Origin of the sequence: Chryseobacterium sp. CY350 (assembly GCF_027945075.1) — a bacterium.
Taxonomy (GTDB): Bacteria; Bacteroidota; Bacteroidia; order Flavobacteriales; family Weeksellaceae; genus Chryseobacterium.
Map to the genome: position 1 here is coordinate 2,357,813 of NZ_CP116034.1, position 14,527 is coordinate 2,372,339.

At 35.1% G+C, this 14,527-nt stretch carries 19 protein-coding genes; 18 read left to right on the forward strand and 1 reads right to left on the reverse strand.

Features of this window, described 5'->3' with window-relative positions:
• The first annotated feature begins 88 nt into the window (after positions 1–88).
• Together PGH12_RS10880 and PGH12_RS10885 are read left to right on the forward strand one after the other, a co-directional pair.
• Complete coding sequence (locus tag PGH12_RS10880) at positions 89–532, forward strand: hotdog family protein (protein WP_267596901.1); 444 nt, start codon at positions 89–91, stop codon at positions 530–532.
• A gap of 254 nt (positions 533–786) precedes the next feature.
• Entirely contained in the window at positions 787–1,056 is a 270-nt protein-coding gene (locus PGH12_RS10885) for a hypothetical protein (RefSeq protein WP_267596900.1), read from the forward strand.
• Positions 1,057–1,133: 77 nt separating this feature from the next.
• On the opposite strand, the gene PGH12_RS10890 is transcribed toward PGH12_RS10885, so the two are convergent.
• Positions 1,134–1,496, reverse strand: a complete 363-nt coding sequence (locus tag PGH12_RS10890) for a helix-turn-helix domain-containing protein (protein ID WP_267596899.1) — start codon at positions 1,494–1,496, stop codon at positions 1,134–1,136.
• Positions 1,497–1,746: 250 nt separating this feature from the next.
• Between PGH12_RS10890 and DarG the strand changes: the two genes are divergently transcribed.
• The 16 genes from DarG to PGH12_RS10970 all read left to right on the forward strand — a co-directional run bounded on the left by DarG (position 1,747) and on the right by PGH12_RS10970 (position 14,526).
• A complete protein-coding gene (gene DarG, locus PGH12_RS10895; RefSeq protein WP_267596898.1) occupies positions 1,747–2,151 on the forward strand; it encodes a flexirubin biosynthesis protein DarG in 405 nt (134 codons plus the stop codon).
• On the forward strand, positions 2,151–3,146 hold the full coding sequence (darH, locus tag PGH12_RS10900) for a BtrH-related acyltransferase DarH (protein WP_267596897.1): 996 nt from the start codon (positions 2,151–2,153) through the stop codon (positions 3,144–3,146). The genes DarG and darH overlap by 1 nt, the downstream gene beginning before the upstream one ends.
• A 1-nt stretch (position 3,147) precedes the next feature.
• Entirely contained in the window at positions 3,148–3,900 is a 753-nt protein-coding gene (locus PGH12_RS10905) for an ABC transporter ATP-binding protein (RefSeq protein WP_267596896.1), read from the forward strand.
• Positions 3,890–5,152: an ABC transporter permease gene (locus PGH12_RS10910; protein ID WP_267596895.1), complete on the forward strand. Its 1,263-nt coding sequence runs from the start codon at positions 3,890–3,892 to the stop codon at positions 5,150–5,152. Before PGH12_RS10905 ends, PGH12_RS10910 begins: the two co-directional genes overlap by 11 nt.
• Before the next feature lie 460 nt (positions 5,153–5,612).
• Positions 5,613–6,032: an acyl-CoA thioesterase gene (locus PGH12_RS10915; protein WP_267596894.1), complete on the forward strand. Its 420-nt coding sequence runs from the start codon at positions 5,613–5,615 to the stop codon at positions 6,030–6,032.
• 39 nt (positions 6,033–6,071) lie between these two features.
• Positions 6,072–7,205, forward strand: a complete 1,134-nt coding sequence (locus PGH12_RS10920; RefSeq protein ID WP_267596893.1) for a beta-ketoacyl synthase N-terminal-like domain-containing protein — start codon at positions 6,072–6,074, stop codon at positions 7,203–7,205.
• Between the two features lie 9 nt (positions 7,206–7,214).
• Entirely contained in the window at positions 7,215–7,754 is a 540-nt protein-coding gene (locus tag PGH12_RS10925; protein WP_267596892.1) for a 3-oxoacyl-ACP synthase, read from the forward strand.
• A 103-nt stretch (positions 7,755–7,857) separates the two neighbouring features.
• Positions 7,858–8,115 (forward strand): phosphopantetheine-binding protein, encoded by a 258-nt coding sequence (locus tag PGH12_RS10930; RefSeq protein WP_267596891.1) that lies wholly within the window; start codon positions 7,858–7,860, stop codon positions 8,113–8,115.
• An 82-nt stretch (positions 8,116–8,197) separates the two neighbouring features.
• On the forward strand, positions 8,198–9,394 hold the full coding sequence (locus tag PGH12_RS10935; protein ID WP_267596890.1) for a beta-ketoacyl-[acyl-carrier-protein] synthase family protein: 1,197 nt from the start codon (positions 8,198–8,200) through the stop codon (positions 9,392–9,394).
• Entirely contained in the window at positions 9,394–10,455 is a 1,062-nt protein-coding gene (locus PGH12_RS10940) for a beta-ketoacyl synthase N-terminal-like domain-containing protein (protein ID WP_267596889.1), read from the forward strand. Before PGH12_RS10935 ends, PGH12_RS10940 begins: the two co-directional genes overlap by 1 nt.
• Positions 10,456–10,511: 56 nt before the next feature.
• Positions 10,512–11,261 (forward strand): polysaccharide deacetylase family protein, encoded by a 750-nt coding sequence (locus PGH12_RS10945; protein ID WP_267596888.1) that lies wholly within the window; start codon positions 10,512–10,514, stop codon positions 11,259–11,261.
• Positions 11,261–11,887: a flexirubin biosynthesis/transport protein LolA2 gene (gene lolA2, locus PGH12_RS10950; RefSeq protein ID WP_476384859.1), complete on the forward strand. Its 627-nt coding sequence runs from the start codon at positions 11,261–11,263 to the stop codon at positions 11,885–11,887. The genes PGH12_RS10945 and lolA2 overlap by 1 nt, the downstream gene beginning before the upstream one ends.
• Positions 11,853–12,488, forward strand: coding sequence for a flexirubin biosynthesis protein LolB2 (gene lolB2, locus PGH12_RS10955; RefSeq protein ID WP_476384858.1), 636 nt, complete (start codon positions 11,853–11,855; stop codon positions 12,486–12,488). The genes lolA2 and lolB2 overlap by 35 nt, the downstream gene beginning before the upstream one ends.
• A gap of 2 nt (positions 12,489–12,490) precedes the next feature.
• Entirely contained in the window at positions 12,491–12,865 is a 375-nt protein-coding gene (locus PGH12_RS10960; protein WP_267596885.1) for an ApeI family dehydratase, read from the forward strand.
• A gap of 2 nt (positions 12,866–12,867) precedes the next feature.
• Positions 12,868–13,353 carry a hypothetical protein gene (locus tag PGH12_RS10965; protein WP_267596884.1) on the forward strand — a complete coding sequence of 162 codons (486 nt, stop codon included), beginning with the start codon at positions 12,868–12,870 and terminating at the stop codon, positions 13,351–13,353.
• On the forward strand, positions 13,354–14,526 hold the full coding sequence (locus tag PGH12_RS10970; RefSeq protein WP_267596883.1) for a DUF2062 domain-containing protein: 1,173 nt from the start codon (positions 13,354–13,356) through the stop codon (positions 14,524–14,526).
• Position 14,527: the final 1 nt, after the last annotated feature.

Genomic DNA, 14,527 nt, shown 5'->3' on the forward strand with positions numbered 1-14,527 from the left:
AACACAAACCTTCTCAATACGATTTTTTTTTAAAAATCTACTTGAAGGTGACGAAATGATAAAATAAAAGTTTTTAGAAGAAAATTTAATGGAGTTAAAAGAAGAAAACCTCATCAACATTCATCATTTTTTACCACATCGTGAACCGATGCTGATGGCTGATTACATTCTTGAGCTTACTCCGGAAAAGGTGATTACTTCTTTTGAAATCAAATCTGAAAACATCTTTGTTCACAACAACCATTTTGCAGAAGCAGGTCTTATCGAGCATTCAGCACAGACTTCATCCTCAATTCTCGGACAGAGTTTTTTTGCAAATCCGGAGTCAAATACGAAGGTGATCGGCTTTATTACCAATATTAAAAAAATTGAAATTTTCGCCTTGCCAAAAGTTGGTGACACGATTATTTCTAAAGCTTCATTGATTTCGCAGTATGAAAACATCTGCCAGATTTTCTGCGAAACATTTTTAGGAGATGAATTACTGATTCGTACAGAGATAAGTTTGTTTATTCAGGAACTGAAATCGTAGAATATTGTTTTTAAAATATACATGCCGACTCTTTGGGTTGGCTTTTTTCATTTTTCTAAATTGTAACTAAATGTTTAACATTGTCAATTCGAGTAAAATTCTGAAAGAATTTGTATCTAGAACCTTTGACCAAAGCTCTTAATTAACATAATCTCGTTCGTCGTTCATTGATTCTCGGTACAATTTTCTTCGAAAAACACCCGAATTGACGCAGCGACTAGACAATTTAAGTTATATTTGATCAAAATAAAGTTATGAGCGTTAAAGTAAGATTTTATTCCTACGATATTGAATTTGATTTTGAAAACTCTGTGGAGTTTCCGATTGCCCCCGCAATTGGTGATGAGGTGAATTTGATTTCATTTTTTAAATACAAAACTTCTGAAAGATTAGAATATGTCAACAATATGGAAGATCTTTATCTGTACGAAAACGCCTTGGTTACAGAGAGAACATGGTGCAAGGATATAGAGAAAGATGAGGTGTATCTGTTGATACACTTAAAGTACAAAAGGAGGAAATAATTACTCCTTACCAGTAAAAGTCCAGAGGAAAAGCTGCAATATGAGCAGCTTTTCCTTTTCATTTTTGTGGAACGAAATTAATCTCTAATTCCCAAAGCCGATTTGTAAATTTTTATTTTCTTTTCCAAATCAGTGATTGTCATTGTTTTGTCTCTCAGTTCAGATACCAACTTTGATTTTTCATTGAGCGAAATAGTTGCAGGGTAATAATTGAGCAATTCTGTCAAAAAATCATGCTCTAATGCGATTCCTAAATTCCACAAGATCCCAAACTGCAATGAAGAATTTTGTAAATACTGAGCCATTGACGACGAAGTTACATTCATCTTTCTTGCTAACTCTGCCTGAGAAACTCCCCTTTTAACCATTACTTTGCGAACCATTTCCCCAATATGCGGATGAGGAGAATTACTTTTTTCCTGATACTTTCTTAAACTCATTTGTGTTATAATTTCTAGATAAAATTAAAAATTAAACGGATTAGATAGATATTTTACAACAGATTATGTTTACGATCTAATACGAAATCTTTACGAATTAAAGAAAATCTGCAGTATTTCTATGCTATTTGAATGCAAATATTACATTATCCTATGTCCTGCATTTTTATTATTTTAGCGCATTGGAAAACCAATTTCAGAGCGGACGAAAAAAATTCATCTGCTTATCAAAAAACATCAATCTTTTCAGGTGAAAAAACAAGATATTCCTCAAGACGAAAGTAATCTACAGTCCGCAAATATGACAGAAATGTTGTACGTGACTGATGAAAACAATAATTATACAACCGCTCAAAGCATTGGCTGGGAAGCAAAAAAGGCTGCACTCGACGAATCAATGGAGCTTATCAACGAAAGAATAAATGAAGCAAAACAAAATGTTGCCAAAAATTTGGTAAGCCCGATCGTGTATTTTATGGAATTTAATAAGATGGATGTACAGGTTTTGGCAGCGTATGTAGACAAATGGCAATGGACGGTAAAAAGACATTTTAAGCCAAATATTTTCAAAAAATTAAACGATTCTACCCTTAAAAAATACGCCGATGCATTCGGAATTTCAGTAGACGAACTAAAAAATTTCGACGGTAAATAATGAAATTGAATTTTGAACACCATCAGACAGCTCACTGCGAAAACGGTGTTGCCTCCAATTTACTACTAAACAAAGGTTTAAAACTTAGCGAACCAATGATTTTCGGAATTGGTTCCGGATTATTTTTCGTGTATTTACCTTTCCTAAAAGTAAATTTCGCACCAGGATTCAGTTACCGTCCGATGCCCGGAGCTATTTTCAGCAAAGCGGCAAAACGTTTAGGAATTAAAATTAAAAGACAACGATTTTCAAGTCCTGAAGAAGCTCAAAAAGCTTTAGAGAAAAATTTAGAACAAAATATCCCAACAGGTTTACAGGTAGGCGTTTTTAACCTTACTTATTTCCCTGAAGAATATAAATTCCACTTTAACGCCCACAACTTAGTGGTTTATGGAAAAGAAGACGGAAAATTCCTCATCAGCGACCCTGTAATGGATTTTGCAACTACTTTAACGGAAGCTGATCTTGAAAAAGTTCGTTATGCAAAAGGCGCACTTGCTCCGAAAGGTCATATGTATTTTCCTACGCACATTCCGGAAAATGTAAATTTGGAAGAAGCCATCAAAAAAGGAATCAAAGACACCTGCAAAAATATGTTGGCTCCCGTTCCAATTATCGGCGTAAAAGCAATGCGTTGGGTCGCGAAAAGCATTCCGAAATGGGCAGAGAAAAAAGGAACAAAAGTGACTAATCATTATCTCGGACAATTGATTAGAATGCAGGAAGAAATTGGGACCGGCGGTGGCGGATTCAGATTTATTTACGGTGCTTTTTTACAGGAAGCCGCTGTAATTCTTAAAAATAACGAGCTAAAGGAATTATCTAAAGAAATTACAGCAATCGGCGACCTTTGGAGAGATTTTGCCGTGGATATTGCAAGGGTTTATAAAAACAGAAATTCGAAAAGCGACATTTACAATCAGCTTTCAAAATCAATGTTGCATATTGCTGATTTGGAGGAAGCTTTTTATAAGAAATTGAGAAAAGCAATATAGTTTGGAGAATATCATCGAAATAAAAAACCTCTACAAGAAATACAAAAACTCGGAAGACTTTTCGGTTAATGATATTTCTTTGAACATCGATAAAAACGAAATCTACGGAATTCTCGGCCCCAACGGTGCGGGAAAAACCACATTGATTTCTATGCTTTCAGGTTTAATTAAGCCGACTTCCGGAAGTTTTACCATCAACGGTTTGTCACCTAAAAAGGACAGTTCAAAAATCAAACAAATCATCGGCGTTGTTCCGCAGGAATATGCGCTCTACCCAACTTTGACAGCGAAAGAAAACCTTCTGTTCTTCGGAAGTCTGTATGGTTTGAAAAACGATTATCTTCACAAAGCAATCGATGAAGCTTTGGAATTGATGGGATTAACCAAATTTGCCAATAAAAAGGTCGACCAGTTTTCAGGCGGAATGAAACGCCGTTGCAATCTGATTGCGGGAACACTTCATAACCCTAAAGTTTTGTTTCTGGATGAGCCGACCGTTGGCGTGGACGTTCAATCGAAAAAAGCAATTATCGATTATCTTTTAGATTTAAATAAAAAAGGGACGTGCATTATTTACACATCACACCACCTTTCTGAAGCAGAGGAATTTTGTACAAAAATCGCTATCATCGACCATGGAAAAATCCACGCGACAGGAACTCCGGAAGAATTGGTTGAAAGAGTTGCCAATGCGGAAAACCTGGAGGATGTTTTCATTTCATTAACCGGAAAAGAATTGAGAGATGTTGTATAAATTGTGGAGAAGTTTCATCAAAGAAATTCAGTTATTGAAAAGAGATTCAGGTGGAATTGTCATCATTTTTCTGATGCCGTTGCTTTTGATCATTACCATTACTTTAATTCAGGATTCTACATTCAAAAACCTGGAAGGTTCAAAAATCCCGATTATTTTCATTGATAATGATAAATCTGAAGTTTCAAAAGTCATCAAAAAAGAACTGGAAACCAGCAAAACATTCGAACTGATTACCGATTACAACGAAAAATCGGCCGAGAAAGCCGTGTTTACGGGAGATTATCAAATGGCCATTGTCATTCCGGAAAATTTAACGAAAGATTTAAATTCAAATATCGATTCCAAAGTTCAGACCGTTGTCAGCTCGTTTGGTTTAGAAGCCGATTCAACTGCGACAAAAACTGTTGCCTCAAAAACGAAAGACATTCATCTCTATTTCGACCCAGCTACCAACGCAGGTTTCAAAAATTCCGTAATGAATGCCATCAACAAAATGGTTTTCGAAATCGAAAATAAAAAAATCTACAAAGCCTTCCAGGACCAACTAGGAACGACGGAAGACCTTGAAAATAATAGCTTAATTACCTTCAAAGAAATCACACCCAACAAAGGCAAACTGGATGTAATACCAAATTCCGTTCAGCACAACGTTCCGGCGTGGGCATTGTTTGCGATTTTCTTTATTGTGGTGCCCTTGTCGATTAATTTAGTGAAAGAAAAAAGTCAGGGAACGAGCGTGAGAATCCGTACGAGTCCGACGCCGTATTTCATTCATATTTTAGGAAAAACTTTCACTTATTTAATCATTTGCGTCATCCAGTTTTTGCTGATGGTTGCAGTAGGAATCTGGATTTTTCCGCTGATGGATTTGCCTCAATTTGATGTTTCTGGAAAAATATTCCATCTTTTAATAGTCACTCTTTTCGCCGGATTAGCAGCGATAGGATTTGGAATTTTAATCGGAACCGTTTCCAACACACAGGAACAGTCGGCGCCGTTTGGAGCGACTTCGGTAGTTGTTTTGGCAGCAATTGGGGGAATCTGGGTTCCCGTTTTCCTGATGCCCGAATTTATGCAGAAAATTGCGCAGTTTTCCCCTATGAATTGGGGCTTAAATGCGTATTACGATATCATTTTAAGAAACAGCGGCATTGGCGAAATTGCCAAAGAACTGATTTTCTTATTTTTATTTTATATTGCGATGGTCACTGTTTCTTTACTTTACGAAAGGAAACAAAATAGTGTTTAGTTCATTTTTAGAAGCCGGGAACCTGCTGTCCACTATATCTTTTTTGTTTTTCTCACGCCAGTCATTTTAAAACAAACGTGTCGTTAAAAAACAAAAAAGGATGCCGTTCCCATCAGGGCTAGGGATTTCGTGGGAAATTCACGTTTAGTCAACCCTATCAAAAGTCAGGAAACTGTACCAAAGTTTGGAAATTTGGTACAGTTGAAAGATAAATTAACAGTTCGCTCCTCTGGAGCTTTGTTTTTGGGGCTTCATTTTTTTCCTACTAACAGTAAGTCCCGATGGGACTTTGCAAAGCTTCATTAGAAACAAACTGTTAATAGCAAATAGATATTGATAGGATTAAAGTTCTGGAAGAGCGACCTGATAATTGTATTTTAATTTTTTATCAGACAATAATATATTTGATTATAATTCGTGAAAAACTTTATGCCCTTTGTGGTTAAAAAAACAAAACAAAATGCAGTCTAAAAACATAACCTGTACCGAAGAAGTACGAGTCCGGTTCAACGAAACAGATCCACTGGGAATCGTCTGGCACGGGCATTACATCGTTTATTTTGAAGACGGAAGAGAAGCTTTCGGAAGACAGCACGGTTTAACCTATCTCGACATTCAGAAAGCCGGATTCGTAACACCGATCGTGAAAACAACTACGGAGCATTTTCTGCCTTTAAAATATGGCGAAACATTCAACATCGTTACGACTTTCGTGAACTCTGTTTCAGCGAAATTAATTTACAAATACGAGATTTTCAATCAGCAAAATCAATTGGTTTGCAGCGGAGAAACCATTCAGGTTTTTTTGGATGCTGAAAATAATTTATGCCTGTACAATCCGGAGTTTTTTCAGGCTTGGAAAGATAAAATGGGATTTTAGTTGGCTTTTCAAAATATGAATCGAACAATTCATTAATTAATGAACAAAGAAATTTACATTACAGATTACAACTGCGTCACGCCTTTGGGTTTTGATGTGGAATCAAACTGGACAGCGATTCTGGAAGGAAAATCCGGCGTGGCTTTGCATAAAATTATCGATGATCATGACACATTTTTTGTTTCTAAAATTCATTCTGAGAAATTGGATGAGGAATTTAATAAACACTTTGATAATAAAAATTTCACGAGACTTGAAAAAATGTTTCTTTTGAGTCTAAAACCTTTGGTAGAAAGACATCAGATTTCAAATGATACCGGTTTTATTTTATCAACAACCAAAGGAAATATCAGTTTATTAAAAAATGAAAGCACTTTACCGGAAGGCATTTACCTCTCAAAATTAGCCCGAAAACTGGCTGATTTTTTTGGATTTAAAACCAAACCGATTGTGGTTTCCAACGCTTGTGTTTCCGGAGTAATGGCGATTTCTGTTGCGAAAAATATGATTCAGACAGGAAAATACAAAGATGCTTTTGTAGTTGCCGGAGATGAGATTTCTGAGTTTGTAATTTCGGGTTTCAATTCTTTTCAGGCGATTGGAAGCGAACCTTGCAAACCTTACGATAAAAACCGAAACGGTATTAATCTGGGTGAAGCAACAGCAAGTGCATTCATCACTTCTACCCCATCAGAAAACGAAAAGTTTAGATTTAAAGTTCTCGGTGACTCCGCAATTAACGATGCAAATCACATTTCCGGACCATCAAGAACCGGCGACGGATTGTTTTTGAGCGTTAAAAATGCAATGAAAGAAGCAAATGTTTCATCAGAACAAATAGATTTTATTTCCGCTCACGGAACCGCTACGCTTTACAACGACGAAATGGAAGCCATCGCTTTCAACAGAATGGATTTGCAAAATGTTCCGCTCAACAGTATGAAAGGTTTTTACGGTCATTGTCTAGGCGCATCTGGTTTATTAGAAAGCATCATTTCTATGGAATCGGCTTTGAAAAACACTTTAATTCAATCTAAAAATTTTAAAGAAATGGGTGTTTCTCAGGATTTGAATATCATTAAAGAAAATCAATCGGCAGAAATCAGATATATTCTGAAAACGGCTTCTGGTTTTGGCGGATGTAATGCCGCAATTATTTTGGAGAAATGTTAAATGAAAACAATGAAGAAAACAGACATTTGCACCATAGAAAACTCAAAAATAATCGTTAACGAACAAACTATTTTTGAAACTAAAACCGAAAATTTCTCAGATTTCGCGAAAGAAGCTTATAAAAATTTCGAACTAAATTATCCTAAATTTCATAAAATGGATAATCTGAGCAAATTGGCTTTTATGGCTTCCGAAATGATTCTGAAAAATGATGATCACAGCAATACCGCATTGGTTTTTGCCAACAAATCCTCAAGCCTCGACACTGATTTTAAATATCAGGTAAGCATTAATTCTCAGGAAAATTATTTCCCGAGTCCTGCCGTATTTGTGTACACTTTACCCAACATTTGCGTGGGCGAAATCAGTATTAAACATAAAATGCAGACCGAAAATGCCTTTTTTGTCTTGGATGAATTTGATGAAGAATTTTTGAATTCATACGCGGCACAGATTCTGCAATCAGGGAAAGCTGAAAAAGTCTTGTGCGGCTGGGTCGAACTATATCAGGAAAGTTATAAAGCTTTTGTATATTTGCTGACTTTGTAATATAACAATTTAACAATGTAAAAGTTTACCAATACTTAAATACCTTGAAATAATTGGTAATTGCTAAACCGATACATTGGTACATTATAAATGAAATTTATTTATGGACGATTTAAAATTAGAATTAAAAAACAAAATTATAGAAGTTCTTAATCTTGAGGACGTTACAATCGAAGAAATCAAAGATACGGATCCACTTTTTGGCGGTGGTCTTGGTTTAGATTCAATTGATGCATTAGAGTTGATTGTAATGCTTGACAAAGACTACGGAATCAAATTGGCAGACCCAAAAAAAGGGAAAGAAATCTTCCAGTCAATTGAAGTGATGGCAAAGTACATCGACGAAAACAGAACAAAATAAATTAATTTATCAATCTAACAATGTAACAGTCTGGCAATTACTGGTAAACTGTTACATTGCTACATTGTTACATTTGTAAAAGATGAGTCAAAAAATTGCCATTACAGGAATGGGCATTATTTCCTCCATTGGTAACAATGTCGAGGAAAATTTTATTTCGCTCACGACTGGTAAACACGGCATTTCAGATATCGAAATGTTTGAAACACGCCACGCCGGAAGCATCAAAACAGGCGAGATAAAATTGTCTAACGAAGATCTTATCCGAAAACTTCAGCTTCGTGAAGATAATAATATCACGAGAACCACCTTATTAGGAATGATCGCTGCGAAGGAAGCTGTTGAAAGCTCCGAAATTTCGAATATCAATGAATATAAAACCGGACTGATCTCTTCCACAAGCGTTGCAGGAATGGATTTTACCGAAAAATATTTCTACACCTACGAAGATTTTCCTGAAAAGCAAAAATATATTGACTCGCACGATGCCGGAAATTCTTCTTTGGCGATTGCAGAATTATTGGGTCTGAAAGGAATGGTTTCTACCATCAGTACCGCTTGTTCTTCAGCCGCAAACGCCATTATGATGGGAGCAAAACTCATTAAGAATGGCGTTCTTGACCGTGTAATTGTTGGTGGTGCAGATTCGCTTTCGAAGTTTACTTTGAATGGATTTAATACGCTGATGATTTTGACGGATTCTTACAATACACCTTTTGATAATAAAAGAAAAGGTCTGAATCTGGGTGAAGCAGCGGCTTTTCTCATTTTGGAATCTGATGAAGTGGTGAAAAAAGAAAATAAAAAAGTCCTTGCTTATCTTTCCGGATATGGAAATGCCAACGATGCGCATCACCAGACCGCTTCTTCGGAAAACGGACAAGGCGCGTTTTTAGCAATGGAAAAAGCGTTGAAAGTTTCTGGTTTAAATAAAGAAAACATCGATTACATCAACGTTCACGGCACAGCGACACCTAATAATGATTTGTCTGAAGGTGTTGCAATGATTCGGATTTTTGGCGAAAAGCAAGTTCCGGAATTCAGTTCTACCAAAGCGTTTACGGGTCATACTTTGGCAGCAGCAGCAGGAATTGAAGCCGTTTACTCGATTTTGGCGATGCAGAATAATGTGATTTTTCCAAATTTAAATTTCAAAACCAAAATGGAAGAATTTGATTTGACACCAGTTACCGAACTGAAAGAGAAAAATATCAACCATGTACTTTCCAACTCATTTGGATTTGGCGGAAACTGTTCAACTTTAATTTTTTCTAAATAATGCGTGCAGTTTACATCAACAGTGCCGCCTGCATCTCGGTTCAGGACACTTTAAACGAAAATTTTTTCGATACTTTAAAAGCTGCTAATTCGGTTCAGGTTCTAAAAGCGATTGAGCCCAATTACAAAGAATTCATTCCGCCTGCAATGATCAGGAGAATGTCTAAAACAGTGAAAATGAGTTCGGTAGCTTCCCATTTTGCATTAAAAGAAGCAGAAATAGAAAAACCGGATGCCATTATTGTAGGAACTGGAATGGGATGTTCTCAGGATTCTGAAAAGTTTCTGAAAAATGTGATTGATAATCAGGAAGAGTTTCTCACGCCGACTTTCTTCATTCAATCCACGCACAATACCGTTTCCGGGCAAATTGCTTTGGGATTGCAGTGTCACGGCTATAATTTTACTTACGTGAATTGTTCGTCCTCGCTCGAATTTTCAATGCTGGATGCAAAACTTCAGATTTTGGATGGAGAATCTGAAAATGTTTTGGTAGGTTCAACAGACGAACAAACTGACCGGACGATGGAATTATACAAATTGAATCATTCCATTAAAAAAGAAGAAAATCTTCCAGTTGATTATTTAAATTCAATAACAGAAGGCGTGATTTGGGGTGAAGGTTCCAGCTTTTTTGTTTTAGGAAAAGAAAAAACCGAAAATTCTTACGCTCAATTAAAAGATATTCAAATCATTAACACATTAGAATTAGACGAAACTCAACAATTCATTGAAGATTTTTTAGCAAAGAATAATTTAACCAATCAAGATATTGATGCTCTGATTTTAGGTTTCAGCGGAGATTCAAAAACTGATGTTTATTACAAAAACGTGATTCCTGTTTTTGAAAATTCTTCGTTATTGTATTACAAACATTTGAGTGGAGAATTCAATACAGCAAGCGGTTTTTCAACATTTATGGCTTGTCAGATTTTGAAGAATCAAGAAATTCCGGAAGCGATGATGATTAACGAGGTAAAAAAGGAAAGCATCAAAAACATTCTTCTCTATAATCATCTTAAAGGAAAAGATCATAGTCTTGTTTTGTTGGAAAGAGCTTAAATACCTTAACTTTAATAAAAAAGTAAAGCCGTTGAGTTAATCCAAAACCATTACAAATGAAACATTACCCATTCATCATCTTTTATATTTTCTTAAATGTCTTCATCTACGCATTTCAGGGGACAATTTGGGTTTATATTTACTGTTTCCTCCTGTTTTCAGCAGTTGTAGTTTGGGGTTCGTTTGATATTGAATTAGGCTATTTTATTAAAAGTATTACACATAAAAGAACCAAAACAAAAGAAGTTGCGTTGACTTTCGATGACGGATCGACAGAACTTACTCCGAAGTTTTTAGATTTATTAAAAGAAAACAACATCAAAGCCACCTTTTTCTGTATCGGAAAACAGATTGAGAAATATCCCGAAACTTTCCAAAGAATCATTGCAGAAGGCCATTCAATCGGCAATCACACTTTTTCACATTTAAATAACACCGGATTTTTATCAGCTTCAAAAATGATTGATGAAATTCAAAAATGTGATGAAGTGATGTTGAAAATTGGAAATATCAAAACTGATTTGTATCGACCACCTTTTGGAGTTACCAATCCGAATATTGCAAAGGCGATCAAAAAAACAAATAAGAAAAGTATCGGCTGGAATGTCCGATCGTTGGATACAGTAATTGAAGACGAGAAAAAAATATATAACAAAATCACTAAAAATTTAAAAAAAGGAAGCATCATTCTACTTCACGATACTTCACAAAAAACTTATAATGTTTTGGTGGAATTATTGTTATTTTTGGAGCGTAAAAAATATTCAACTTTCACGATTGATTCAATCATTAAATCAGAAAAATAATGTTTAAAAATATAGCTTTCTTATCATTTTTCTTAATTTCTAGTTTCATTTTTGCTCAAAACACAGTAATGACGAGCGCAGAATCAAAAGCATTTGTGATGAAGATTTCTACTGAATCCAAACAAATTAAAACTTTGCAGAGCGATTTTATTCAAACCAAAAAGATGGATTTTCTGGATAAAAACATCGTAACTTCAGGCAGAATGTCTTTAAAATCGCCCAACACTTTAAGCTGGAAATACACAAAACCTTATCAATACAGTATTATTTTTAAAGACAACAAAATTTTTATTAACGATCAGGGAAAAAAATCTTCGGTTGATACGAAAAGTAAAACCTTTGAGAAAATAAATAAATTAATCGTGGGAAGTTCCAACGGACAGATGTTTAGCGATCCGGAATTTTCAGTGGTTTACTTAAAAAATTCAAGTTCAAACATTGCTAAATTCACTCCGAAATCTGCGCAATTGCTGAAATATATTAAACAGATCGAGCTTCATTTCCCTAAGAACCAAACGACAGTTTCACAGGTAAATATGACAGAAGCTTCTGGCGACACCACAAATATCGTTTTCAAAAACACCAAAATAAATGCGCCGATTCCTGCTTCAGAGTTTTCTTTATAGCCTGATTTTTCTAGCTTTTATTTCGTGTAAAACGTTTGAGCTAAAAAATGCAGAAATGGTTTCGAACTCCAAAAAAGAGATTGAAAATCTGTACTTTACGTCAAATGAAGATTATGTTTACAAATGCCAAATGGAAGTTTACGGCAATGACATCAGCGGAATTTTGATCGTCAAAAAAATATCCGAAACAAAACACAGAGTTGTGATGACCTCAGATTTCGGGAACAAAATGATTGATTTTGAAATCTCTGAAAGTGATTTCAAAATCAACTATGTTTTGGAAGATTTAAACAAAAAAATGGTCATTAATTTTTTCAAAAACGACTTTCGGGAATTACTAAGAAAGAAATATTCTGTTGTCGAAAGTTTTGAAAATGAAAAATCAAATATTTTCAGGTCAGAATTGGACAAAAAAAATTACTATCTGTCTTTCAGCAAAGAAAATTCTCTGCTTACACAAATTGTTTATACAAGAAATAATAAGGAAAAAATCAATTTTAGTTTTGAAGCTAAAAAACCTACTTTTGCAGAGACGATTCATCTTGAACACAAAGATTTCAAGATCGATATCAAACTATTTCAGATAACCGAAACAGAATAAAAATGCAAACCATACTGACAGATTTTTACACTTTAGAAAACTACGAAAAATCAGAAACCGGAAGTTTCACAGCTCATATTAAATTAAATCAGGATCACGATATTTTCAAAGGTCATTTTCCGGGAAATCCTGTTACGCCAGGCGTTTGTATGATGCAAATTGTAAAAGAACTGAGTGAAGAATTTACAGGAAAAAAACTATTTTTAAAAACGGCTTCCAATGTGAAATTTATGGCGATTATCAATCCTTTTGAGACACCTGATTTAACACTTCAACTGGATATTAAAGAAGTCGAAAACGAAGTGAAGGTAAAAAACACAACATCTTTTGGCGAGACTATTGCACTGAAAATGTCTGTTAATTACACAAAGATTTAATTATGAGACTTCTATTTTCATTCATAACGGCTTTATTTTTATTTTTTCAGAACGGAGATTTAGATGGTTTAAGAAACGCTTATTCCAAAGCTAATTCATCCAACGATGGCGCAAAAAACTTCATTCAGCTGGCTGATAAAAATTCCTCTTCCGATCCTTTGGTTAAAGGGTATAAAGCTGCTGCAAAAATTCTCGAAGCCAAAGTGACTACAGAAAAAAACAAGAGAAAATCTTTCGTAAAATCTGGTGCAACTGATCTTGAAGCCGTTATAAAATCAAACCCAAACAACGTAGAACTGCGGGTGATCCGAATGAGTGTTCAGGAAAACATCCCTAAAATTGTTGGCTATTCTAAAAATCTGAAAGAAGACAAAACTTTTATTTTAAATAATTTTTCTAAACAGAATTCTACTCTGAAAACCTACATCAAAAAGTTTGCAATGCAGTCTAAAACGATGACTGCGACGGAAAAAAATGCATTAAAATAAATGACACTTTCGGAAGTACAGAATTCAATTTCTGAGCGAAAAATCTGCGTTTTAATTCCTACTTTCAACAATGGCAAAACGTTGAAAAGAGTCATTGAAGGCGTTTTGGAATACACACAGAATATCATCATCGTCAACGACGGTTCTACTGATTCCACTTCAGAAATTCTAACAAGTTATTCCCAGTTGAGCATTATCAATTTGCCTCAAAACAAAGGAAAAGGAAACGCGTTAAAGTCGGGTTTTAGGAAAGCGACAGAACTTGGCTACCATCACGCCATCACCATCGATTCTGATGGACAGCATTATCCGGACGATATTCCTGTTTTTGTTGAAGCCTTGCAGGAAGAAAACGAAGATGTTTTACTGATTGGAAACCGAAATATGTCCCAAGACGGAATTCCAAAAAAAAGCAGTTTTGGAAATAATTTTTCCAACTTCTGGTTTTGGTTTGAGACGGGAATCAAGCTCCATGACACACAATCCGGCTACAGACTTTATCCGTTAAAAAAAATTCCGAAGAAATATTTCACCCCAAAATTTGAGTTCGAAATTGAAATTATCGTAAGAACTGCCTGGCGTCACGTTCAAATAAAAAATGTCCCGATTAAGGTTTTGTACGATCCTGCAGAACGCGTTTCTCACTTCAGACCATTTAAAGATTTTACGAGGATCAGCATTCTGAATACCATTCTCGTTGCAATCACGCTGACTTATATTATTCCCCGAAATTTCATTAATAACTTCAGAAAAAAAAGTTTTAAGAGGTTTTTAAAAGAAGACATTTTGGAAAGTGACGGAAGCAATCGTGTTAAAGCATTTTCAGTAGCTTTAGGTGTTTTTGTGGGATTCTCTCCGTTTTGGGGTTTCCACACTTTACTGGTGATCTCGCTATCAGTCTTATTTAAACTGAATAAAGTTCTTGCATTTGTGGCTTCCAATGTCAGTTTGCCGCCGTTTATACCTTTTATTATAGTTGCCTCATTATTTTTAGGCGCACCTTTTGTGGCTGGCGATAGCGATATTTTTAATCAGGAATGGAACTTCGACTTAGTAAAAAATCATCTCTTGCAATATATCATCGGAAGTTTTATTTTAGCTGGCACAATGTCTGTGATCATCTGGGTTATTACGTTTATATTTTTAAATAAGGTAAATCCTGATAATAAATAAT